The following is a 22,752-nucleotide window of genomic DNA, read 5'->3' as shown; positions in this document are numbered from 1 at the left end:
TCTCCTTCGCCGTCCCTGATGCCCGATGACGGCGCGTCAGTCTGGAACGTTCGTGCACAGATCGCGGTAGGCCGCCGGGGTCAGACCGTAGGCACGACGGAACCAGCGGCCGAGATGGCTCTGGTCGGCGAACCCGACCGCCGCCGCGACCGGTGCCGGCGCCTCGCCGGCCGCCAGCCGCCGCCGGGCCGCCCGCAGGCGCAGCCGCACCAGATAGGCATGGGGCGACAGGCCGAAGGCGGCGCGGAAGGCGCGGTTCAGGCGGAAGCGGTCGACGCCCGCGGCGGCGGCCAGCGCCTCCAGCCCGACATCCTCGGCCATCCGGGCATGGAGAAGCTCGCGGGCCAGCGCCGCGGCGCGGTCGGGCCGCAGCGGCTTGCGTTCCGGCGGCGGGGCGAGATGGCCGGCCAGCCGCGCGGCCAGACGGTCCACCGACAGGTCGCGGGCGAGCCGCCCCTCGCCGCCATGCAGCGCCAGGAAGGCGGAGCGGATCGCCGCGGCGAGGCCGGGATCGTCGGCCAGCGTGTCGCGGAAGCCGAACGGAAAGCCAGCCGGAAGGCCCAGGGCCTGGCCGGAGGCCGCCAGCAGCGGCACCGGCATATAGAGCATGGCGTAGGTGAAGCCGTCCTCGCCCGGGCTGTGGCCGTCATGGGCCTCGCCGGGTTCGATCAGGATGACGCGGCCGGGGGTGCTGGTGTGCAGCCGGCGGCGGCAGCGGAAGGCCTGCACCCCCTGTTCGGTGACGCCGACCAGCAGCTCGTCATGGTCGTGCAGGTCGTAGGCATGGCCGTGGAAATGGGCGCGGATGGTCTCGACGCCGGTCTCCGCATCGCGGCGCACCGCCATCCAGTCCCTGCCCCGGTCAGCCGACACGCCCATACGGCCCCTCCGCCGCCGGATCGCTCCACCGGAAGCCCCGGCGGGCGTCCGGTCAGTAGATCAGTTCGTTCTCGCCGCTGCCCTCGGAGATGACCAGCTCGCCGCGGGCGGCGAGATCCTTGGCCAGCTGGACCATGTACATCTGCGCCTCGTCCACCTCGCGGACGCGGACCGGGCCCATGGCCGCCATGTCCTCGCGCAGGATCTTGGCGGCGCGTTCGGACATGTTGGAGAAGAACAGATCCTTCAGCGTCTCCGACGCGCCCTTCAGGGCGGTGCCGAGCTTCTGCTTGTCGACGGTGCGCATCAGGGTCTGGACGCCGCTGGGGTCGAGCTTCGACAGATCCTCGAAGGTGAACATCAGCGACTTGATGCGCTCGGCGCTGTCGCGGTTGCGCTCCTCCAGGGCCGCCATGAAGCGGTGCTCGGTGGTGCGGTCGAGGCCGTTGAAGATTTCCGCCAGCATCTCGTGGCTGTCGCGGCGGCTGGTGCGGGCGAGGTTGGTCATGAACTCGGTGCGCAGGGTGCGCTCGACGTCGTCCAGAACCTCCTTCTGCACCGCCTCCATGCGCAGCATGCGCATGATGACCTCCATCGCGAAGCTTTCCGGCAGCTGGGTCAGCACCCGGCCGGCATGTTCGGGCCGGATCTTCGACAGCACCACCGCGACGGTCTGCGGATATTCGTTCTTCAGATAGTTGGACAGGACCGATTCGTTGACGTTGGCCAGCTTGTCCCACATGGTCCGGCCGGCCGGACCGCGGATTTCCTCCATGATCTGGTCGACCTTGTCCTTGGGCAGGGTCTTCAGCAGGAGGCGCTCGGTCGAATCGAAGGAGCCGACGAGCGAGCCGGTGGCCGACATCTGTTCCGCGAACTCGACGAACAGGCGTTCGATCAGGTTGGCCGACACGGTGCCCAGGTTGGCCATCACCTGGGACAGCTCCTTGATCTCCTCGTCGTCCATCAGGGAGAACAGCTTGGACGAATGCTCCTCGCCCAGCGCCAGCATCATGATGGCGGCCTTTTCGGGGCCGGTGAGGGTCCGGTAATCCTCGCGAACCTTCAACGCCATATGCCTGTCTCCACCAATCCGCATTCATGCACGGGGGTAAGGGGCCGCGATGCGCGGCCGGCCGTTCCCGTCGGTACGATCCTGATCGTCCGTTGTAATACGATCCAGTTGGGGGTTCCATCCCCAAGGGGGGAGCAAAGAAGGGACAAATTTAGTCAAATCCCCTCTTTGCCCCCTATGGGGCCGTGGCCTCAGCCGAAGCGCTTGGCGATCGCCGCATAGGCCGCGCGCAGGCCGAGCGCCTCGCCGCCCTCCGGACGGCCGGGCCGGGCCGATCCGTTCCAGGCATAGGTGTCGAGATGGGCCCAGGGCGTGCCCTTCGACACGAACTCCTGCAGGAACAGCCCGGCGGTGATGGCACCGGCGAAGCCGTTGGTGGTGACGTTGTTGATGTCGGCCACCTTGCTGTCCAGCCCCTTGCGGTAGGGCGCCCACAGCGGCAGCCGCCACATCGGGTCGTCGACCGCGCTCCCGGCCTCGGTCAACTCATTGGCCAGCGCGTCGTCGTTGCTCATCAGCGCCGGCAGGTCGGGACCGAGGGCGACGCGGGCGGCGCCGGTCAGGGTGGCGAAGTCGATCAGCAGGGCCGGCTTTTCCGAATCCGCCTCGGCCAGCGCGTCGCACAGGATCAGCCGGCCCTCGGCGTCGGTGTTGCCGACCTCCACCGTCAGGCCCTTGCGGGTCTTCAGCACGTCCAGCGGCTTGAAGGCGTTGCCCGACACCACATTCTCGACGGCGGGAACCAGCACGCGCAGCCGCACCGGCAGGCCGGCCATCATGATCATGCGGCCGAGCGCCAGCGCATGCGCCGCCCCGCCCATGTCCTTCTTCATCATCAGCATGCCCGACGACGGCTTCAGGTCGAGCCCGCCGGTGTCGAAGCAGACGCCCTTGCCGACGATGGTGACCTTCGGATGCTCCGGGTTGCCCCAGCGCAGGTCGATCAGCCGGGGGTCGCGCGGGCTGGCACGGCCGACCGCATGGATCGCCGGATAGTCGCGGTCGAGCAGATCCTGGCCGACGATCACCTCGACCGCCGCGTCGAACTCCGCCGCCAGATCCTGCGCCGCCTGGGCGAGCTCGGCCGGGCCGAGGTCGCAGGCGGGGGTGTTCACCAGGTCGCGCACCAGCCAGGTGGCGGTCGCCGCCCGCTCGACCTCGCCATGGTCGGCCTCCGCCGGCCAGACGAGGCAGGCGAAGCCCTTCTCGGGCGGCTTCTTGTAGCGGGTGAAGCGGTAGCTGCCGAGCGCCCAGCCCAGCGCCGCCCGCGTCGCCGCCCGCGCGTCCAGCCCCCCCTCGATTTTGCTGTCGATCCGGTAGGAGCCGGCCGGCAGCGAGGCCGGCAGCCCGGCGAAGGCCCACAGGTCATCGAGGGCGGACACGCCGGTCAGCACGCGGGCGACGGCGCCGTCCGGCCCCGGCAGGAAGACGGTCGATCCGGCCTCGCCGGTGAAGCCCACCGCCTTGACCCAGGAAGCGACGGCCGGCGTCTGCGCGGCCAGCCAGTCGGCCAGTCCGGCCTTGGTCACGGGGGTGAGGGCGACGGTATCGGGACCGCCGACGGCAAGCAGGGTGGCGAGCAAGACGGGTAATCCTTCTCACGAAATCACGTCACGCATCCGGTGCGGATGCCCACCCCCAAGGATGGCGTGCGAAGCGGCGGCTGGAAAGGGGGAGGATGCGCCGGACAGGCATGGCGGAGGCGCCCGACGGCTCTCCGGCCACGCGTCGGCCGTCCTTGACCGGAGCTTGCGGAGATGCGGAGGGGGCGGCATGCTCGGCCTCCGATTTTGCGCGATCCTGCGCCTGCCCGCGAGGTACCGATGTCCGATCCGACCCTGGTGATGGGGAACAAGGCCTATTCGTCCTGGTCGCTGCGCCCCTGGCTGGCGCTGAAACAGGCCGGGCTGCCGTTCGCCGAGACCGTCATCCCCCTGCGCCAGCCCGACACCGCCGCGCGGATCGCCGCGCACTCGCCGTCCGGCCGGGTGCCCTGCCTGCTCGATGGCGACCTCGTCCTCTGGGATTCGCTGGCGATCTGCGAGTATGTGGCGGAGTTGGCGCCCGGGGCCGGGCTGTGGCCGGCGGACCGCGCCGCCCGCGCGGTGGCCCGCGCGGTGTCGGCGGAGATGCATTCCGGCTTCGTCTCGCTGCGCACCACCATGTCGATGGATCTCAGGCGCGACCGCAAGGGCGAGGGCATGACGGAGGCGACCGCCGCCGACATCGCCCGCATCGAGGCGCTGTGGGCCGATGCCCGCACCCGCTTCGGCGGGCCGGCGGGCGGGCCCTTCCTGTTCGGCGCCTTCACCATCGCCGACGCCATGTTCGCCCCGGTGGTGACTCGGCTGGAGACCTACGGCGTCGCGGTGTCGCCGGTGTCGCGCGCCTACATGGACGCCGTGCTGGCCCTGCCGGCGATGCGCGAGTGGATCGCCGCGGCCAAGGCGGAGCCGTGGGAGCTGCCGCTCTGACCGCCCTCGGCGGTCCCTCCCCCGATGGGGAGGGAGGCGCCCCCGGTCAGCTTGGAATGCGGGCGATCACCTTGATCTCGAAATCGAAGCCGGAAAGCCAGGTCACCCCGACCGCCGTCCAGTTCGGGTAGGGAGCCTGGGGGAAGATCTCGCTCTTCACCGCCATGATCGTCGGGAACTGGTTTTTGGGATCGGTATGGAAGGTCGTCACGTCGACGATGTCGTCGAAGCCGCAACCCGCTGCCCGCAGGGTTGCCTCCAGGTTGGCGAAGGCCAGCCGCACCTGCGCCCCGAAATCCGGTTCCGGCGAGCCGTCGGCGCGGCTGCCGACCTGGCCCGACACGAACAGTAGCGTGTCGGACCGGATGGCGGCAGAATAGCCATGCGCCTCGTAGAGCGCATGGCGGTTCTCGGGAAATACCGCGTCACGTCGGGTCATATCGGTCTCCTTTCGAGCCTTGGTCCGGCATGGGCGGAATCGCCATGCGGGAATGGGTCGCTGGTCGCGCATTTCACATACGCGACGTATGTAGAAGACTGACATACGTCGCGTATGTCAAGCGGATTGCGCGACGCATCTGACTGGAAAGGATCGCAGTGGCTGCGAAGCGTCGCATCGACACGATGGAGGAGAACCGCAGGAAGCTGCTGGCGGCGGCGCGCAAGGCCTTTGCATCGAAGGGCTTCGCAGCGTCGTCGATGGATGAGCTGACCGCGGATGCCGGGCTCACGCGCGGCGCGCTCTATCACAATTTCGGCGACAAGACCGGCTTGCTCGGCGCCGTCGTGGCGGAGATCGACGGCGAGATGGCCGAGCGTGCGAAGCAGGCCGGGGCCTTGGCCGGCGACGGCTGGGAGGGGCTGCTCGCGGAGGGGGCCGCCTACATCGAGATGGCGTTGAACCCCGAGGTCAGGCGGGTCGTGCTGCTGGACGGTCCCGCATTCCTGGGCGATCCGTCCCGCTGGCCCAGCCAGAACGCCTGCCTGGCCGTCACGAAGCAGGCGGTGGCGGAGCTGGTGTCCGACGGCGTCATGAAGCCGGTCGACGTCGAGGCCGCCGCGCGCCTGCTGAGCGGAGCGGCCTTGAATGCCGCGCTGTGGGTCGCGTCCAGTGACGACCCGCAATCCGTTCTGCCGAAGGCGGTCGCAGCGTTCAGGCTGATGGCGGGCGGCTTTCTGGCGGAGCGGCGCTGATCCGGCGCCGGCGGTCCGGTTCCAACGGAAACGGAAAACGGCGCGCCACCCTGCCGGATGGCGCGCCGTTTTCATATCCGTCCACCGCCCCGCCGGTGAAGGCGGGGCAGGGAGCAGTCTTCGTCACTCCGCCGGGATGGCGCGCGGCAGGGTCACCGGCACGGCCAGACGGTGCAGCATCTCCTTCGGAACCACCTGCCAGAAATGGCCGAGCTCGCGCTGCCAGTCATTGAGGATCTCGGCGGCGAAACGGCTCTGCGTCTCCGCCACATGCTCCTCGATCAGGGCGCGGAGCTGGGCCTCGTAATGCGACACCTCGATCCGCTGGAAGATGACGCTTTCCTCGTTGATGTGCAGCGGCAGCGAGTCCTCCGGGTCGTAGAGGTAGGCCATGCCCCCGGTCATGCCGGCGGCGAAATTGTCGCCGACCTTGCCCAGGATGACCGCCGTGCCGCCGGTCATGTACTCGCAGCCGTTGGAGCCGCAGCCCTCCACCACCACGGTGGCGCCGGAGTTGCGCACCGCGAACCGCTCGCCGGCCTGGCCGGCGGCGAACAGCTTGCCGGCGGTGGCGCCGTACAGCACCGTGTTGCCGATGATGGTGTTCTCGTTCGACAGCAGCGGGCTGCTGGTCGCCGGACGGACGACGATGGTGCCGCCCGACAGGCCCTTGCCGACATAGTCGTTGGCGTCGCCCATCACCTCCAGCTTGATGCCCTGGACCGCGAAGGCGCCCAGCGACTGGCCGGCGGTGCCGCGCAGCCGCACCGTGATGTGGCCGGGCTGCAGCCCGAACATCCCGAACTTCCGCGTGACCATCGAGGACAGCCGCGTACCGATGGCACGCTGCGTGTTCCGCGCGTTGTAGGCGAGCTGCATCTTCTCGCCTTCCTCGAACAGCGGGCGGGCATCGGCGACGATGCGGGCGTCCAGCGTGTCAGGCACCTCGTTGCGGCCCTGGAGCGTGCAATAGCGCGCGTTCTCGCCCGGATCGACCTGGGCCAGCAGCGGGTTGAGGTCGAGGTCGTCCAGATGGGCGCCGCCGCGGCTGACCTGATGCAGCAGGTCGGTGCGGCCGATCACCTCGGTCAGCGAGCGGACGCCGAGCCGGGCCAGGATCTCGCGGACCTCCTCGGCCAGGAAGGTGAAGAGGTTGACCACCTTCTCAGGCGTGCCGACGAACTTCTCGCGCAGCGTCTCGTCCTGGACGCAGACGCCGACCGGGCAGGTGTTGGAATGGCACTGCCGGACCATGATGCAGCCCATGGCGATCAGGCTGGCGGTGCCGATGCCGAACTCTTCCGCGCCCAGCATGGCGGCGATGACGATGTCGCGGCCGGTCTTCAGGCCGCCGTCGGTGCGCAGCCGCACGCGGTGGCGCAGCTTGTTCAGCGTCAGGACCTGATGCACCTCCGACAGCCCCATCTCCCAGGGCAGGCCGGCGAACTTGATCGAGGTCTGCGGGCTGGCGCCGGTGCCGCCGGAGTTGCCGGAGATCAGGATGATGTCGGCGTTCGCCTTCGCCACGCCGGCGGCGATGGTGCCGATGCCCGACCGGCTGACCAGCTTCACCGTGACCTTGGCGTCCGGGTTGATCTGCTTCAGGTCATAGATGAGCTGGGCCAGATCCTCGATCGAGTAGATGTCGTGGTGCGGCGGCGGGCTGATCAGGGTCACGCCCGGCGTGGCGTGGCGCAGCCGCGCGATCATCTCCGTCACCTTGAAGCCGGGCAGCTGGCCGCCCTCGCCGGGCTTGGCGCCCTGGGCGACCTTGATCTCCAGCTCGCGGCACTGGTTCAGGTACTCGGCGGTGACGCCGAAGCGGCCCGACGCCACCTGCTTGATGGCGGAGTTCCAGTTGTCGCCGTTCTTGTCCGGGCGGAAGCGCGCCGGATCCTCGCCGCCCTCGCCCGAGTCGGACTTGGCGCCGATGCGGTTCATGGCGACGTTCAGCGTGCCGTGCGCCTCGGGCGACAGCGCGCCCATCGACATGCCCGGCGTGATGAAGCGCTTGCGGATCGAGGTGATGCTCTCGACCTCGTCCACCGGCACGGCGGCCTTGGTGGTGCGGAACTCCAGCAGGTCGCGCAGCTGCATCGGCGGCCGCTTGTTCACCTGCTCGGAATACTTCTTGAAGGTGGTGTAGCTGTCGTTGGTGACGGCCTGCTGGAGGGTGTGGATGATGCCGCCCTCCCAGCCATGGCGGTCGCCCGACTTGCGGAAGCGGTAGAAGCCGCCGACCGGCAGCGGCAGCGCCTCGCCGGCATAGGCCAGCGAATGCTGCTCCAGCACCTTCTTCTGGATGCCGTTCAGGCCGATGCCGGAGATGCGGCTGACCATCGCCGGGAAATGCTCGGCGACCAGCGCGCGGCTGAGGCCGATGGCCTCGAAGTTGCCGCCGCCGCGGTAGCTGCTGATGACCGAGATGCCCATCTTGGACATGATCTTCAGCAGGCCGTCGTCGATCGCCTTCTTGTAGTTCGTCATCGCCTTTTCCAGCGACAGCGAGCCCAGGAGGCCGCGGCGCTGGCGCTCGGCCACCGCTTCCTGCGCCAGATAGGCGTTGACGGTGGTGGCGCCGACGCCGATCAGCACCGCGAAGTAATGGGTGTCCAGGCATTCCGCTGTGCGCAGGTTCAACGAGGTGAAGGTGCGCAGGTTGGAGCGGATCAGGTGGGTGTGGACCGCGCCGGTCGCCAGGATCGCCGGGATGGCGGCGCGCTCCGGCCCCATCGCCTCGTCGGTCAGGATGACGTGGTTGGCACCGCCGCGCACCGCGTCCTCGGTCTCCTGGCGGATGCGGCGCAGCGCGTCGCGCAGCGCGTCGGGGCCGCCCTCCACCGGGAAGGTCGCGTCGATCTCGGCCGCCGTCTCGCCCATATACTCGCGCATGGCGCGGAATTCGGCGGTGGTCAGCACCGGGCTGTCGAGTTGCAGCAACCGGGTCTGGCTCTCATCCTCGTCCAGGATGTTGCCGAGATTGCCGAGCCGCGTCTTCAGGCTCATCACCCGGCGCTCGCGCAAGCTGTCGATGGGCGGGTTGGTGACCTGGGAGAAGTTCTGGCGGAAGAAATGATGCAGGCCGCGGTACTTGTCCGACAGCACGGCGATCGGGCTGTCGTCGCCCATCGAGCCGATGGCCTCCTTGCCGTCCTCCGCCATCGGGTGGAGGATCAGCTCCATGTCCTCCATGGCGAGGCCGAAGGCCATCTGGCGGCGGCGCAGCTCCGCCTTCTCCATCTCCGACGCCTCGCCCTTCAGCGCGGCGGTCTTGACCAGCTCGTCCAGGTGCGTGGTGTTCTTGACCCACTGGTTCCACGGCTTCTGCCCGGCCAGATGGTCCTTCAGCTCACGGTCGTTGAACAGCTTGCCGGCCTGGAGATCGACGGCGATCATCTCGCCCGGGCCGAGGCGGCCCTTCTCGACCACCTGGTTCTCCTCGATCTTGACCATGCCGGTCTCGGACCCGCCGATGATCAGCCCGTCGCTGGTGATGGTGTAGCGCATCGGGCGCAGGCCGTTGCGGTCCATGCCGCCGACGACCCAGCGGCCGTCGGTCATGGCGAGCGCGGCCGGGCCGTCCCACGGCTCCATCACCGAGTTGCAGTAGGCGATCAGGGCCTTGTGGTTGTCCGGCGTGGTCTGCGAGCTGGTCAGCGCCTGCGGCACCAGCATCATCTTGACCATCGGCGCGCTGCGGCCGGCGCGGACCATCACCTCGAACACGGTGTCGAGCGCGCCCGAATCCGACAGGCCGACGCCGATCACCGGCTTCAGGTCGCCCATGTTGCCGCCGAACACCGGATGCTCCATCCGGGTTTCGTGCGCCTTCATCCAGTTGACGTTGCCCTTCAGCGTGTTGATCTCGCCGTTGTGGGCGAGCATGCGGAAGGGCTGGGCCAGCGGCCAGGTCGGGAAGGTGTTGGTCGAATAGCGCTGGTGGTAGATGGCGAAGGCCGACTCGAAGCGGTCGTCGGTCAGGTCCGGATAGAAGGTGGAGAGCTGTTCGGCCAGGAACATGCCCTTGTAGATGATCGAGCGGGCCGACAGCGAGCAGATGTAGAAGTCGGTGATCTGCTCGGCATGGACCGCCTTCTCGATCCGGCGGCGGATGATGTAGAGGTCGAGCTCGAACTGCTCGTCGGACACGCCCTTGGAATTGCCGACGATGATCTGCTCGATCTCGGGCCGGGTGGCGTTGGCCTTCTCGCCGATGATGTCGACGTTGATCGGCACCTGGCGCCAGCCATAGATGTAATAGCCGAAGGCCAGGATCTCGGTTTCGACGATGCAGCGGCAGGCTTCCTGCGCGTCCAGGCTGATGCGCGGCAGGAAGACCTGGCCGACCGCCAGGTTGTTCTCCGGCGGCAGGTGGCCGATGATCTTGACGTGGTCCTTGAAGAACTTCTGCGGCACCTGGACATGGATGCCGGCACCGTCGCCGGTCTTGCCGTCGGCGTCGACCGCGCCGCGGTGCCAGACCGCCTTCAGGGCTTCGATGCCTTTCTCGACCACCGAACGGCGGGGCTTGCCGTCGATCGCGGCGATGAAGCCGACGCCGCAGGCGTCGTGCTCGTCGGCCGGATTGTAGGCGTGGGCAGTGGTCAGCGCCGCGGCGTTGGCGCGGAAATCGGCGACGAACTGCTCACCCTGGTTCAACTCGGTGGTCATGGAACGACCCTTTCACAGTCTGGACGTTGACCTGGGGGACCGAAGGGAAGGCCCCCTGGGGTAGACGGTGGTTCTTGTAGGAGAGAGCGAACGGCCCCTCCCTAACCCTCCCCCACCTTCGGTGGGAGAGGGGACTGCCGCCGCCTTCCCGTAAGGCACACTCTCCCGCGAAGCGGGGGAGGGTCGGGGAGGGGGCAGGCGGCCTTGCGACGGGATCGCCTTACTCCGCCGCGACCGCCAGCTTGGGCATGCCGACGGTCTGGGCGTAGGCGTGCATCGCCTCGGCGGCGTCGCGGCCGTCGCGGATGGCCCACACCACCAGCGAAGCACCGCGCACGATGTCGCCGGCGGCGAACACGCCGTCCAGCCCGGTCATCTTGGTGCGGTGGTCGACCAGCAGCGTGCCCCAGCGGGTGACGGTCAGGTCCGGCGAACCGAACATGCCCGGCAGATCCTCCGGCTCGAAGCCCAGCGCCTTGATGACCAGATCGGCCGGCTCGGTGAATTCGGAGCCCTCGATCACCTGCGGGGTCTGGCGGCCGGTGGCGTCGGCGACGCCCAGATGGATGCGGACCGCGCGCACGCCGGTCACGACGTCGTCGCCGGTGAAGGCCTCAGGCGCGGCCTGCCAGACGAACTCGACGCCCTCCTCCTCGGCATGCGCCACCTCGCGCTGCGAGCCCGGCATGTTCTTGCGGTCGCGGCGGTACAGGCACTTGACCGAGGTGGCGCCCTGGCGGATCGCCGTGCGCACGCAGTCCATCGCGGTGTCGCCGCCGCCCAGCACCACCACCTTCTTGCCGGCGGCGTTCAGCGAGCCATCCTCATAAGCCGGAACCGAGTCGCCCAGCCCGACCTTGTTGGAGGCGGTGAGGTAATCCAGCGCCGGCACGATGTTCTTCAGCCCCGCGCCGGGGGCCTCGATGTCGCGGGCCTTGTAGACGCCGGTGGCGATCAGGACCGTCACATGGCGCTCGCGCAGCTCGGCCAGGGTGGCGTCGCGGCCGACCTCGAAATTCGGGTGGAAGATCACGCCGGCATCGGCCAGCCGCTGGACCCGGCGGGCGACGACGTCCTTCTCCAGCTTGAAGCCGGGGATGCCGTAGACCAGCAGGCCGCCCATGCGGTCGTAGCGGTCGTAGACATGGACCTCGTAGCCCTTGGCGCGCAGCTCCTCCGCGGCGGCCAGCCCGCCGGGGCCGGCGCCGATCACGCCGACCGACAGGCCGAGCTCGCGGGCGGGGGTGCGCGGCTTGACCCAGCCGTTCTCCCAGGCGGTGTCGTTGATGTACTTCTCGACCGAGCCGATGGTGACGGCGCCGTGGGTCGACTGCTCGATGACGCAGTTGCCCTCGCACAGCCGGTCCTGCGGGCAGATGCGGCCGCAGATTTCCGGGAAGTTGTTGGTGGCCTGGGAGACCTCGTAGGCCTCCTCCAGCCGGCCTTCCGCCGTCAGCTTCAGCCAGTCGGGGATGTTGTTGGAAACCGGGCAATGCACCTGGCAGAAGGGAACGCCGCACTGCGAGCAGCGGTTGGCCTGCTCGTTGGCGCGCTCGTCGCTGAAGCGGGCGTAGATTTCCGCGAAGTCCTGGCGGCGGTCGGCGGCGGACCGCTTGTCGGGCATCTTCTGCGCGGTGTGCACGAAGCCCAACATCTTCTGGTTCGCCATGACCTTTGCTCCTTCGCTTCGCCGCCCCGCGGGCTGTCGCGGGGACGTCGCCTGACCGGGGGCTGCGGCAGGGGCCTGCACCGACCGGCTGGGTTGAAACCGAATGTCCGCGAAGTGGCGGACGCTCGTCATATAACGCATGTACCGCGCCTGCGAAAGCACAAAAGAACCGATAGGTACTGTTTGTTGACCTTTTTTCCGGCAGACCTGCAATGCATGGGCTTGGCCATGGTGCGACACAAAAGTGAGACAGAAAATTAGTCCCGAAACGGGCCTATCGCGCAAAGAGGGGTACCGATCCCTCGCCGTCGCCAAGCCTGGCCCTGGCCTGCTATAAGCGCCCGCATGTCAATTGTGCCGAAGGCTGCGGGCCCGCGATGATGATCGATCAATATCTGGACGCCACCCTGATGGGTCTGGTCGAGGGACTGACCGAGTTCCTGCCGGTTTCCTCGACCGGACATCTCATCATGCTGGACGAGCTGCTGGGATTCCAGGGTCCGCCCGGCAAGGTGTTCGAGGTGGTGATCCAGCTCGGCGCCATTCTGGCGATCTGCGTCGTCTATTTCCAGAGGCTGTGGCATGTCGCCACGGGGCTGAAGGACGATCCCGGCGCCCGGCGCTTCGTGATGGCGGTGCTGATCGCCTTCCTGCCGGCGATGGTGCTGGGCGCCGGGCTGCACGGCGTCATCAAGACGCTGCTGTTCAACCCGACCGTGGTCAGCATCGCCCTGATCCTGGGCGGCATCGCCATCCTGGTGGTGGAACGGCTGGTCCCGACCGCGCGCTATCACCGGATCGAGAATTTCTCCGCCCCGCTGGCGCTCAAGATCGGCTTCTGCCAGTGCCTGGCGCTGGTGCCGGGGGTGTCGCGCTCGGGCGCCAGCATCCTGGGCGCCCTGCTGATGGGGGTCGACCGCAAGGCGGCGGCCGAGTTCTCCTTCTTCCTGGCGGTGCCGACGATGGCCGGGGCCACCGCCTACGACCTCTACAAGAACTGGTCGGCGATGAGCCTGGACAGCGGCCTGCTGATCCTTGTCGGCTTCGTCACCGCCTTCATCGCCGCAGCGCTGGTGGTCAAGACGCTGGTCGACTTCGTCGGCCGCTACGGCTTCGCCCCCTTCGGCTGGTATCGCATCGCCATCGGCACCGGCATGCTGGCGTTCCTGTATCTGTGACCGGTCAGCCGTGCCCCCGCGGCACCGCGCGCGCCGCGGCCGCGGCGACGAACAGGGCGAGGACGGCGATCAGGCCGAAGGCGGTGGCGAGGCTGGTGCCTTCGGCGATGAAGCCGACCAGCGGCGGTCCGACCAGCACCCCGGTATAGCCCATGGTGGAGACCGCGGCGACGGCATGGTCGGCCCGCCCGCGCTCCACCGCCCCGGCGGCACTGAACAGCACCGGGACGATGTTCGACAGGCCGATCCCGGTCAGCCCGAAGCCGGCCACCGCCAGCAGCGGCGCCAGATCGTCCGGGAGGCCCGTCCAAAGCCCCGCCGCCAGCACCAGCCCGAGCCCGGCCGCCGCCAGCACCCCGCCGACCCGCATCAGCGCGTCGCCGCCGAAACGGTGGCGCAGCCGGTCGCCGCTGAAGCGCCCGGCCGCCATGGCGGCGCAGAACACGCCGAAGCCCATGCCGGCCAGCGAGGCCGGCGCGCCCAGGTCGTCGCGCAGATGGATGGCGCTCCAGTCCAGGATGGCGCCCTCGCTCATGAAGGACAGGGCGGCCAGCAGCCCGAGCAGCAGGGTCTTGCGGTCGGGCAGCACCAGCCCGCCGCCCGCGGCGTTGCGGTCGGGCAGGAAGCGCCCCTGCACCGCCATGAACAGGGCGAGCAGGCCGGCCGACACCAGCCCGGCCTGGGCCGCCGCCGGCATCAGCGGCAGCAGCAGCCCGCCCAGGCCGGCCCCGGCCAGCCCGCCGAGGCTCCACATCCCGTGCAGCGACGACATGATGGGCCGGCCGAGCCGCCGCTCGACCAGCGCGCCCTGGGCGTTCATGGCGACGTCCATGGTGCCGCCCGACGCGCCGAACAGCGCCAGCACGATGCACAGCGTCACCACGTCCGGCACCAGCGCCGGCAGCGGCAGCAGCCCGGCGAACAGCAGCGCCGTCGCCCGCGTCACCGGCGCGCTGCCCAGCCGTCCCAGCAGCGGACCGCTGGCGATCATCGCCGTCAGGGCGCCGGCCGCCAGGCAGAGCAGCGCCACCCCCAGCACCGCGGCGCTGAGGTCGAGCCGGCTCTTCACCAGCGGGATCTGGGTCGCCCAGACGCCGAAGACGGTGCCGTTCAGGAAGAAGGCGGCGACGGTCGCCCGGCGCGCGGCGGCGGCCTGCTCCGCCACCCGGCCCGCGGCATCCCGGCCCTCGGCGTCCCGGATTTCCTCTGCGCCTGTCATTCCCGATCCCATCGCCTGTGGAAACGCCCAGATGACCGCGGCGGCCGGGGAATACAAGCGCCGATGGATCGGGCGTGCCATGCCCGGCGACGCGATCCTTGCCGGCGATGCGCCGGAAATGCGCCGGAAATGCGAAAGCCCCGGCACGCGGGCCGGGGCTTTCGGTTTCCGGCCGTGGGGCCCGGCGCTCAGGACACGCTCAGTGCGCGTTGCCGGTCTGGCCGTTGTATTTGCCGCCGACGATGAAGCGCGACAGGTAGGTCGGCAGGATCACCTCGCAGCTGGCGAGTGCGGTGATCCCGAGATCCTTGAAGCCCAGGGCGTCCGGCGCGACGACGGTGTCGCGCTTCAGCATCGCCACCTGGTCGCGGGTCAGCGCCGGGGCCAGCACCGGGATCTTCTCCAGGAAGCCGGCCAGCGATTCGGCGACGTTCCAGGGCAGCGTCACCAGCGGGCGATGGCGCTGGATGTCCTTCTGCATCAGCTCCAGCAGCTCCTTGAAGCTGTAGATCCGCGGGCCGCCCAGCTCGAAGGTCCTGCCCTTGGCGCTGTCGAGGTCCAGCGCGGCGACGACCGCATCGGCGAGGTCGCCGACATAGACCGGCTGGAAGCGGGTCTTGCCGCCGCCGATCAGCGGCAGGACCGGGGCCTTCTGCGCCATCGCCGCGAACTTGTTGAAGAAATTGTCCTCCGGCCCGAAGACGATGCTCGGGCGCAGGATCGTCGCCGTCGGGAAGGCGGCCAGCACCGCCTGCTCGCCGGCCGCCTTGGACCGGGCATAGGCCGCGGGCGAGGCGGCGTCGGCACCGATGGCGGAGAGATGGACCAGCCGGCCGACGCCGGCGGCCTTGGCCAGCCGGGCGATGCGGGCGGCCGCGTCGACATGCACGCCCTGGAAGCTCTGGCTTCCCCGCTCGTACAGCACGCCCAGCAGGTTGATGGCGATGTCCGCCCCCTGCAGCGCGCGGGCCACCGACTCGTCCTTGCCGCAATCGGTGGCGAAGGGCACGATCTGGCCGACGGCGCCGGCCGTCTTCAGGAAGGCCGCCTTGGCCGGGTTGCGGGTGGCGATGCGGACGACCGCGCCCGACTTGGCGAGGCGCCGGATCAGGTGGCGGCCGATGAAGCCCGAACCGCCGAACACCGTGATTACCTGAGTGCGATAGGACATCGACCGTCTCCCGTGCCGTTGCGCGCCGGAAGGGGGCTTTCGCGCTGCCGCGCGCCCCCGCGCGTCGTCCGACTGTGTGTCACCATGAAACTGAGGGGATGCTTATAACCAAAGCCCCGGCGGCAGGCTAGGGACTGCATCGCCGCGGACGGGGCAATCGGGAGGGAAACCCGCGATGCGGCAAAAAAATGACGGGGCCGGAAAAAAGCTGTTGACGCTCCCCGGCCGGATCATTAAACAACCGCCCACACACCGAGCACCGAGCCCAGGTGGCGGAATTGGTAGACGCGCAGGTTTCAGGTACCTGTGGCAGAAATGTCGTGGAAGTTCGAGTCTTCTCCTGGGCACCATTTCTTTCTACCCGGCTGCGCCGCATGCACAGCTCCTTCGATCGAGAGGGAGGCCGTGCAGAGCGGCGTTCGTCGTTTCTAGGGTCCGTGGCCGGGGGCCTTACCCACCCGGGATGCGACCATGCCCATCGACCTTCATGACGGCGACCTCCCCGACGGCCTCGACCTCGCCGCCGGCGCCCGCGACAATTGCGTCGCCATCGACACCGAGACGATGGGGCTCAACCCCCACCGCGACCGTCTGTGCCTCGTGCAGCTGTCGGCCGGCGACGGCGCCGTCCATCTGGTCCAGTTCCGCCCCGGCCGCTACGAGGCGCCGAACCTGAAGCGCCTGCTGGCCAGCCCCGACGTCACCAAGCTGTTCCATTTCGCCCGCTTCGACGTGGCGGTGATGAAGGCCTATCTCGGCGTGAGCTGCCAGCCGGTCTATTGCACCAAGGTCGCGTCCAAGCTGGTCCGCACCTTCACCGACCGCCACGGCCTGAAGGATCTGTGCAAGGATCTGCTGGGGGTTGAGCTGTCCAAGCAGCAGCAATCCTCCGACTGGGGCGCCGCCGACCTCACCACCGACCAGATGAAGTACGCCGCCTCCGACGTGCTGCACCTGCACGACCTGAAGGCGAAGCTGGACGTCATGCTGGCGCGCGAGGGCCGCACCCATCTGGCCCGGGCCTGCTTCGACTTCCTGCCGGCGCGTGGCGAGCTCGACCTCGGCGGCTGGGAAACCCCGGACATATTGGCGCACTGACCCCCGGCGCATCGGGGCCGGCCCCGACCGAAGGGCCGTGGATTTGACCCCGCGCCCGCCGGTGGGCATACTGGCCGCGGCGGCCGCCCGCCCGCGTGGGGTGTGGCGGCCGCCGTCTTTGGCGTGCCGGCGGTGCCGGCCGGCGCTGTGTGACCGGCTCCTTCGCGGGCCTTTGAACGGAAGGCATCGACCGCCTTGACCAGTGTGATGACGTCCAGACCGACCGGCGGCTCCGCCGCTCCGGATGAATCGAGCAGCGCGGAGAACCGCGACATCGCCTGCGCCGTCCGCGTCCTGCGGACCGAGGCGGAGGCGTTGGTGACGCTGGCCGACAGCCTAGACGGCGCCTTCATCCGGGCGCTCGACCTGCTGCACGGCATCGAGGGCCGGGTGGTCGTCACCGGCATGGGCAAGTCCGGCCATGTCGCCCGCAAGATCGCCGCGACCATGGCGTCGACCGGAACGCCGGCCTTCTTCGTCCATCCGGGCGAGGCGAGCCACGGCGACCTCGGCATGATCGCCAAGATCGACGCGGTGATCGCCCTGTCCAACTCCGGCGAGACGCACGAGCTGGCCGACATCGTCGCCTACACCCGCCGCTTCGGCATCCCGCTGATCGGCATGACCCGCAAGGCGGCGTCGTCTCTGGCCGAGCAGTCGGACGTGGCGCTGATCCTGCCGCCGGTGCCGGAGGCCTGCCCGCTTGGGCTGGCGCCGACCACCTCCACCACCATGATGCTGGCGCTGGGCGACGCCATGGCGGTGGCGCTCCTGGAACGGCGCGGCTTCTCCGCCGCCGATTTCCGCGAGTTCCACCCCGGCGGCCAGCTCGGCCGCGCCCTGCTGAAGGTGACGGACATCATGCATGCGGGCGCCGATTTGCCCCTGTGCCGTCTTGACTCGCCGCTGTCCGACGTCATCTTCGAGATGACGGCCAAGCGGCTCGGCTGCGTCGGGGTGACCGACGAGGCGGGGGCGCTGGTCGGGATCATCACCGACGGCGACGTGCGCCGTCATCTGACGCCGGAGCTTCTGGCGGAGCGCGCCGACAGCATCATGTCGCCGCGGCCCAAGACCATCCGCCCCAAGGCGCTGATCGTCGAGGCGCTGCGCGAGATGAACGAGAAGAAGATCACCACCTTGTTCGTGATCGAGGCCGACCGGCCGCTGGGCATCGTGCACATCCACGATTGCCTGCGGGCAGGGGCCGCCTGACGCCGCCCCGTCCATGATGGACATGTCCATGATGGAAACGTCCATGATGGTAGCCAAGCGCCGAGCCGGAGGGACCGAGATTTGAGCCTGGACGACCTGCGCATCCCCGACCGCACCGCAGCCGGCCTCAAGGCTGCGGATAGCGCCGGACGCGACCGGACCGCCGCTGCGGAGCCGGCAGCCGTGCTGCGCGCGCACCGGCGGCGCGACACCCGGCCGGTCAGCCGCGTCTACAGCCGCTTCGTCTCGGCCATGAAGTTCGTCCTGCCGGCGGCGGCGCTGGCGATGATGGCGTTGCTCGCCGCCTGGCCGTCGCTGAACAGCCCGCAGGCCCCGCGCATCGCCGCCGACGCCGGACAGAGCGAGATGCTGAAGCCGCGCTATTTCAGCCTGGACGAACACAACCAGCCCTTCTCGCTGGTGGCGGCCAAGGCCGACAAGTCGACCGACCAGCCGGACATCGTCCTGCTCGACGACCCGCAGGCGGAGATGACCGAGACCGCCGGAACCTGGGTGACCATGCGGTCCGACAAGGGCTGGTACAACCAGGTCACCGGCATCCTCCTGATGCGCGGCAACGTCCATGTCCTGCGCGACGACGGCAACGAGTTCACCACCAGCGAGGCCGAGGCCGACATCCGCAAGGGCAACGCCTGGGGTGACAAGGCGGTGGCCGGCCAGGGGCCGCAGGGCGAGATCAACGCCATCGGTTTCCGCATGACGGACCGCGGCAAGACCGTCGTCTTCCTCAACCAGTCGAAGGCCGAGGTCCAGGCCGCCGAACGCCCCGGGAGCAAGAAGCCGTGACGTCCCAACGGTCGCCATTCCGCACCGTCCCCCGCCTGCCGGCCGCGGCGCTGGCCGCCGGCCTGGCCCTGGCGGTTCCCGCCCTCCTCGCCCCGGCCCTCCTCGCCCCGGCCGTCTCGCCGGCCTTCGCCCAGGGGCTGCCCGGCATGGGCGGCAAGCAGCCGGTGGAGATCAACGCCGACCAGGCGATCGAATGGCACCAGGACGTGCGCGCCTATGTGGCGCGCGGCAACGCCTCGGCCAAGCGCAACGACTCGACGGTCTTCGCCGACGTGCTGACCGCCTATTACCGCGAGGTGCCCGGCAAGGGGAACGAGGTGTTCCAGCTGGTCGCCGACGGCAATGTCCGCGTCGTCAGCCCGACCCAGCAGGTGTTCGGCGACCATGGCGTCTACGACGTCGACAAGCAGGTGGCGGTGGTCACTGGCAAGGATCTGAAGCTGGTCACCACCAAGGACGTGGTCACCGCCCGCGACAGCCTGGAATATTACGAGGCGCGCGAGCTGACGGTGGCCCGCGGCGACGCGGTGGCGGTGCGCGGCACCGACCGGCTGCGCGCCGACGTTCTGGTCGGCCAGCTGAAGAAGCTGCCCGACGGCAGCACCCAGATGGAGCGGATCGACGGCGCCGGCAGCGTGGTGGTGACGACCCCGACCGACGTGGCGCTGTCCGACAAGCTGGTCTATTCGGTGGCCGACAATGTGGCGGTGCTGATCGGCAACGTGAAGATCACCCGCGGCGACAACCAGCTGAACGGCGAAGCCGCCGAGATGAACATGACGACCAAGATCAACCGCGTGATCGCCGGCCGCGATGCCGGCGGCCGGGTCAGCGGCCTGCTGATCCCCGGCGACCGGCCGGGTGCCGCGGCAGGCAAGAAGCCGTGAGCGTGCTGACCGCCAACGGACCCGGCGCCGCTCCCGCCGGAACCCCCGCATCCGGGCCCGCAACCGGCCCATCCCCGGCCCACCCGCCGGCCGCCACGCCGACCGAGGGGCTGGTGGCGCAGCATCTCGGCAAATCCTTCAAGAAGCGGCCGGTGGTGCGCGACGTCTCGATCAGCGTCCAGCGCGGCGAGGCGGTCGGGCTGCTCGGCCCCAACGGCGCCGGCAAGACCACCTGCTTCTACATGATCACCGGGCTGATCGCCGCCGATTCAGGCACGATCACGCTGGACGGGCAGGACATCACCGCGCTGCCGATGTACCGCCGCGCCCGGCTCGGCATCGGCTATCTGCCGCAGGAGGCCTCGATCTTCCGCGGCATGACGGTGGAGAACAACATCCGCTCGGTGCTGGAGGTGGTGGAGAGCGACCGCGACGCGCGCGAGGCGATGCTGGACGAGCTGCTGGCCGAATTCTCGGTCACCCATCTGCGCCGCGCGCCCGCCCTGGCGCTGTCGGGCGGCGAGCGCCGACGGGTGGAGATCGCCCGCGCGCTGGCCGGCCAGCCCCACTTCATCCTGCTCGACGAGCCGCTGGCCGGCATCGACCCGATCGCGGTTAACGACATCCGCGAGCTGGTCGGGCACCTGCGCGACCGCGGCATCGGCGTGCTGATCACCGACCACAATGTGCGGGAAACGCTCGACCTCGTCGATCGGGCATACATTTTGCACGATGGTGTGGTACTAATGGAGGGACGGCCGGACGAGATCGTGGCGCACGAGGGCGTGCGCCGGGTCTATCTCGGCGACCGGTTCAGTCTGTAGCCCTCCGTTCCCACTGGTCCCGGTTCAACAGCCATGGCGCTTGCTCAACGTCTCGACCTCCGACAGGCCCAGACACTGGTGATGACGCCGCAGCTGCAGCAGGCGATCAAGCTGCTGCAGCTGTCGAACATCGAGCTGTCGGACTTCGTGGACCGCGAGATCGAGCAGAACCCGCTGCTGGAACGCGACAGCGGCCCCGGCGACGGCGGCAGCGACCCGGCGGGGCCGGCGGACGGCGGCGATGTGCCGGGCGGGCTGGACGGCCCCGGCGGCATGGAGGCCAACGGCCTCAGCATCGACGGGCTGAACGGCCGCGACGACGGGCCGGCGCTGCCGCCATCCGACGGACGCACCCGCGACACCGTGGAGATGACCTCGTCGGACACCATGGTTTCCTCGTCGGAATCGCCTCTCGACACCGATTTCGAGAATGTCTACGGCGACGACCGGTTTTCCGACGGGTCGGACGGCGGCAGCGAGGTCTACGGCTCCTATGGCGAGCGCGGCGGCCGCAGCGGCTTCGAGGACGACGACAGCAACCTCGAAGCGACGCTGACCAGCGAAAAGAATCTTCGCGACCATCTGACCGAACAGCTGAAGATCGACCTGACCGACCTGGGCGACCAGCTGATCGGGCTGGCCCTGATCGACATGCTGGACGAGGCCGGCTGGCTGGTCGGCTTCGACGCGCAGGCGCTGGCCGAGCAGCTCGGCTGCGATGCCGGCAGGGTGGAACGGGTGCTGGCCGCCTGCCAGCGCTTCGACCCGCCCGGCATCTTCGCCCGCTCGCTGAAGGAATGCCTGGCCATCCAGCTGCGCGAGAAGAACCGGCTCGATCCGGCGATGGCGGCGCTGCTCGACAATCTGGAGCTTCTGGCCGCCCGCAACCTGCCGGCCATCATGAAGGTCTGCGGCGTCGATGCCGAGGACGTCGCCGACATGGTCGCCGACATCCGCAAGCTGAACCCGAAGCCGGCGCTGGCCTTCGACCACACCCCGGCCCAGCTGGTCACCCCCGACATCCTGATGCGCCCCAACCCCGGCGGCGGCTGGCTGATCGACCTCAACCCCGACACCCTGCCGCGGGTGCTGGTCAACCACCGCTATTTCGCCCGCATCTCCGACGGGGCCAGGAACAAGGCCGACAAGGAATACATCTCCGAGCGGTTCCAGTCGGCGAACTGGCTGGTCAAGTCGCTGCACCAGCGCGCCACCACCATCCTGAAGGTGGCGAGCGAGATCATCCGCCAGCAGGACGCCTTCTTCATCCATGGCGTCTCGCATCTGCGGCCGCTGATCCTGCGCGACATCGCCGAGGCCATCGGCATGCATGAGAGCACGGTCAGCCGGGTCACCACCAACAAGTTCATGGCGACCCAGCGCGGCGTCTTCGAGCTGAAGTACTTCTTCACCTCGGCCATCCAGGGGGCGGACGGCCAGGCCTCCCATTCCGCCGAGGCGGTCCGGCACCGCATCAAGACGATGATCGACGCCGAAAAGCCCGAGGATGTGCTGTCCGACGATAAACTGGTGGAGATCCTCCGGGCGGAGGGGATCGACATTGCACGAAGGACGGTCGCGAAGTATCGTGAAGCGATGAAAATACCGTCATCGGTGCAGCGACGACGTGCCAAGATGTCACGCATGTAGCCGGGCCGGGCAAAGGTGGGCTCGATTGACAGCCTGTCTACCCTTGCCTATCGTCCCGGGCCGCAAGCGGCGGACCAGCATCCACACACGCCGTCTCTACACCGTCCCCAGCGGACCAATTTTTGGAAACGTTCCACCATGCAACTCACCGTCAAAGGCAAGCAGCTCGACGTGGGTGACGCTCTGCGCACCCATGTGGCCGACAGCCTGACCGCCGTGGTCGGCAAGTACTTCGACAAGCCGATCGAAGCGAACGTCGTCCTGACCAAGGACGCGCATCTCTACAAGGCCGACATCCAGGTCCATGTGAGCCGGGGGATCGTCCTGCAGAGCGCCGGCGAGGCCACCGAACCCTACCCCGCCTTCGACATCGCCTGCGACAAGCTGGCCAAGCGCCTGCGCCGCTACAAGCGCCGCCTGCGCGATCACCACGCGATCGAGAACGGCGCCGCCATCCCGGCCCGCTACCAGATCCTGGAGGCCGAGGCCGAGGACCATCACGACGAGGTTGAGGCCCCGGTCGACGGCGCCCACCAGCCGATGGTCGTTGCCGAGATGGAGACCAGCATCGCCACCCTGTCGGTCAGCGAAGCGGTGATGCGGCTGGAGCTGGCGCAGGCTCCCGCCCTGATGTTCCACAACGGTGCGCATGGACGGCTGAACATGGTCTACCGCCGCGCCGACGGGAACATCGGCTGGGTCGATCCGGCGGAGAAGGCCGGCGCCTGACGGCGCCGACCC

General features: G+C 69.1%; 18 protein-coding genes and 1 tRNA gene. 11 read left to right on the top strand and 8 right to left on the bottom strand.

What is annotated here, in order from left to right; translation table 11 throughout:
- Positions 1–36: 36 nt before the first annotated feature.
- From ABMY26_RS15015 to ABMY26_RS15005, 3 genes are all read right to left on the bottom strand, one after another.
- Positions 37–879 (bottom strand): AraC family ligand binding domain-containing protein, encoded by an 843-nt coding sequence (locus ABMY26_RS15015; protein WP_372398054.1) that lies wholly within the window; start codon positions 877–879, stop codon positions 37–39.
- 52 nt (positions 880–931) lie between these two features.
- Positions 932–1,954, bottom strand: a complete 1,023-nt coding sequence (gene fliG / locus ABMY26_RS15010) for a flagellar motor switch protein FliG (RefSeq protein WP_045581486.1) — start codon at positions 1,952–1,954, stop codon at positions 932–934.
- 191 nt (positions 1,955–2,145) lie between these two features.
- A complete protein-coding gene (locus tag ABMY26_RS15005; protein ID WP_372398053.1) occupies positions 2,146–3,537 on the bottom strand; it encodes a M17 family metallopeptidase in 1,392 nt (463 codons plus the stop codon).
- 240 nt (positions 3,538–3,777) lie between these two features.
- On the opposite strand from ABMY26_RS15005, the gene ABMY26_RS15000 reads away from it, so the two are divergent.
- Positions 3,778–4,428 carry a glutathione S-transferase family protein gene (locus tag ABMY26_RS15000; protein ID WP_372398052.1) on the top strand — a complete coding sequence of 217 codons (651 nt, stop codon included), beginning with the start codon at positions 3,778–3,780 and terminating at the stop codon, positions 4,426–4,428.
- A gap of 46 nt (positions 4,429–4,474) precedes the next feature.
- Here the strand turns inward: ABMY26_RS15000 and ABMY26_RS14995 are convergent, their stop codons facing one another.
- Positions 4,475–4,867: a RidA family protein gene (locus ABMY26_RS14995; protein ID WP_372398051.1), complete on the bottom strand. Its 393-nt coding sequence runs from the start codon at positions 4,865–4,867 to the stop codon at positions 4,475–4,477.
- Between the two features lie 158 nt (positions 4,868–5,025).
- On the opposite strand from ABMY26_RS14995, the gene ABMY26_RS14990 reads away from it, so the two are divergent.
- Positions 5,026–5,622 carry a TetR/AcrR family transcriptional regulator gene (locus ABMY26_RS14990; RefSeq protein WP_372398050.1) on the top strand — a complete coding sequence of 199 codons (597 nt, stop codon included), beginning with the start codon at positions 5,026–5,028 and terminating at the stop codon, positions 5,620–5,622.
- Between the two features lie 123 nt (positions 5,623–5,745).
- Here the strand turns inward: ABMY26_RS14990 and gltB are convergent, their stop codons facing one another.
- Both gltB and ABMY26_RS14980 read right to left on the bottom strand, forming a co-directional pair.
- Positions 5,746–10,293 (bottom strand): glutamate synthase large subunit, encoded by a 4,548-nt coding sequence (gltB, locus tag ABMY26_RS14985; protein WP_372398049.1) that lies wholly within the window; start codon positions 10,291–10,293, stop codon positions 5,746–5,748.
- Between the two features lie 220 nt (positions 10,294–10,513).
- Entirely contained in the window at positions 10,514–11,962 is a 1,449-nt protein-coding gene (locus ABMY26_RS14980; protein WP_372398048.1) for an NAD(P)-dependent oxidoreductase, read from the bottom strand.
- Positions 11,963–12,339: 377 nt separating this feature from the next.
- On the opposite strand from ABMY26_RS14980, the gene ABMY26_RS14975 reads away from it, so the two are divergent.
- Positions 12,340–13,140 (top strand): undecaprenyl-diphosphate phosphatase, encoded by an 801-nt coding sequence (locus ABMY26_RS14975; RefSeq protein WP_372398047.1) that lies wholly within the window; start codon positions 12,340–12,342, stop codon positions 13,138–13,140.
- A gap of 4 nt (positions 13,141–13,144) precedes the next feature.
- Here ABMY26_RS14975 and ABMY26_RS14970 read toward each other — a convergent pair whose 3' ends face one another.
- Together ABMY26_RS14970 and ABMY26_RS14965 are read right to left on the bottom strand one after the other, a co-directional pair.
- Positions 13,145–14,359, bottom strand: a complete 1,215-nt coding sequence (locus tag ABMY26_RS14970) for an MFS transporter (RefSeq protein WP_372398046.1) — start codon at positions 14,357–14,359, stop codon at positions 13,145–13,147.
- 199 nt (positions 14,360–14,558) lie between these two features.
- Positions 14,559–15,530: a complex I NDUFA9 subunit family protein gene (locus ABMY26_RS14965; protein WP_372398045.1), complete on the bottom strand. Its 972-nt coding sequence runs from the start codon at positions 15,528–15,530 to the stop codon at positions 14,559–14,561.
- A gap of 263 nt (positions 15,531–15,793) precedes the next feature.
- Here ABMY26_RS14965 and ABMY26_RS14960 point away from each other — a divergent pair.
- The 8 genes from ABMY26_RS14960 to hpf all read left to right on the top strand — a co-directional run bounded on the left by ABMY26_RS14960 (position 15,794) and on the right by hpf (position 22,740).
- Positions 15,794–15,880: transfer RNA gene (locus ABMY26_RS14960), tRNA-Leu, on the top strand.
- A 121-nt stretch (positions 15,881–16,001) separates the two neighbouring features.
- On the top strand, positions 16,002–16,628 hold the full coding sequence (locus ABMY26_RS14955; protein WP_372398044.1) for a ribonuclease D: 627 nt from the start codon (positions 16,002–16,004) through the stop codon (positions 16,626–16,628).
- 207 nt (positions 16,629–16,835) lie between these two features.
- On the top strand, positions 16,836–17,843 hold the full coding sequence (locus tag ABMY26_RS14950) for an SIS domain-containing protein (protein ID WP_372398043.1): 1,008 nt from the start codon (positions 16,836–16,838) through the stop codon (positions 17,841–17,843).
- Positions 17,844–17,924: 81 nt separating this feature from the next.
- Positions 17,925–18,650 (top strand): LPS export ABC transporter periplasmic protein LptC, encoded by a 726-nt coding sequence (lptC, locus tag ABMY26_RS14945; RefSeq protein WP_372398042.1) that lies wholly within the window; start codon positions 17,925–17,927, stop codon positions 18,648–18,650.
- The gene (locus ABMY26_RS14940; RefSeq protein ID WP_372398041.1) at positions 18,647–19,537 is read left to right on the top strand and encodes an LptA/OstA family protein; all 891 of its coding nucleotides are present in this window, start codon (positions 18,647–18,649) and stop codon (positions 19,535–19,537) included. Before lptC ends, ABMY26_RS14940 begins: the two co-directional genes overlap by 4 nt.
- Positions 19,534–20,361, top strand: a complete 828-nt coding sequence (gene lptB / locus ABMY26_RS14935; RefSeq protein WP_372398040.1) for an LPS export ABC transporter ATP-binding protein — start codon at positions 19,534–19,536, stop codon at positions 20,359–20,361. Before ABMY26_RS14940 ends, lptB begins: the two co-directional genes overlap by 4 nt.
- A 33-nt stretch (positions 20,362–20,394) precedes the next feature.
- Positions 20,395–22,011, top strand: a complete 1,617-nt coding sequence (gene rpoN, locus ABMY26_RS14930; protein WP_372398039.1) for an RNA polymerase factor sigma-54 — start codon at positions 20,395–20,397, stop codon at positions 22,009–22,011.
- 138 nt (positions 22,012–22,149) lie between these two features.
- Positions 22,150–22,740: a ribosome hibernation-promoting factor, HPF/YfiA family gene (gene hpf, locus ABMY26_RS14925; RefSeq protein ID WP_372398038.1), complete on the top strand. Its 591-nt coding sequence runs from the start codon at positions 22,150–22,152 to the stop codon at positions 22,738–22,740.
- Positions 22,741–22,752 lie beyond the last annotated feature (12 nt).

This window comes from Azospirillum sp. HJ39 (assembly GCF_041507355.1).
Classification (GTDB): Bacteria; Pseudomonadota; Alphaproteobacteria; order Azospirillales; family Azospirillaceae; genus Azospirillum; species Azospirillum thiophilum.
The sequence above is the reverse complement of the archived record's forward strand: the minus strand, read 5'-3'. Positions and strand labels throughout refer to the sequence as shown.

Bases quoted from the DNA above. Each gene is read 5' to 3' on its own strand.
- ABMY26_RS15015 (WP_372398054.1), bottom strand. From the start codon at position 879: ATGGGCGTGTCGGCTGACCGGGGCAGGGACTGGATGGCGGTGCGCCGC.
- fliG (WP_045581486.1), bottom strand. From the start codon at position 1,954: ATGGCGTTGAAGGTTCGCGAGGATTACCGGACCCTCACCGGCCCCGAA.
- ABMY26_RS15000 (WP_372398052.1), top strand. From the start codon at position 3,778: ATGTCCGATCCGACCCTGGTGATGGGGAACAAGGCCTATTCGTCCTGG.
- ABMY26_RS14995 (WP_372398051.1), bottom strand. From the start codon at position 4,867: ATGACCCGACGTGACGCGGTATTTCCCGAGAACCGCCATGCGCTCTAC.
- gltB (WP_372398049.1), bottom strand. From the start codon at position 10,293: ATGACCACCGAGTTGAACCAGGGTGAGCAGTTCGTCGCCGATTTCCGC.
- ABMY26_RS14980 (WP_372398048.1), bottom strand. From the start codon at position 11,962: ATGGCGAACCAGAAGATGTTGGGCTTCGTGCACACCGCGCAGAAGATG.
- ABMY26_RS14975 (WP_372398047.1), top strand. From the start codon at position 12,340: ATGATGATCGATCAATATCTGGACGCCACCCTGATGGGTCTGGTCGAG.
- ABMY26_RS14970 (WP_372398046.1), bottom strand. From the start codon at position 14,359: ATGACAGGCGCAGAGGAAATCCGGGACGCCGAGGGCCGGGATGCCGCG.
- ABMY26_RS14965 (WP_372398045.1), bottom strand. From the start codon at position 15,530: ATGTCCTATCGCACTCAGGTAATCACGGTGTTCGGCGGTTCGGGCTTC.
- ABMY26_RS14955 (WP_372398044.1), top strand. From the start codon at position 16,002: ATGCCCATCGACCTTCATGACGGCGACCTCCCCGACGGCCTCGACCTC.
- ABMY26_RS14950 (WP_372398043.1), top strand. From the start codon at position 16,836: ATGACGTCCAGACCGACCGGCGGCTCCGCCGCTCCGGATGAATCGAGC.
- rpoN (WP_372398039.1), top strand. From the start codon at position 20,395: ATGGCGCTTGCTCAACGTCTCGACCTCCGACAGGCCCAGACACTGGTG.
- hpf (WP_372398038.1), top strand. From the start codon at position 22,150: ATGCAACTCACCGTCAAAGGCAAGCAGCTCGACGTGGGTGACGCTCTG.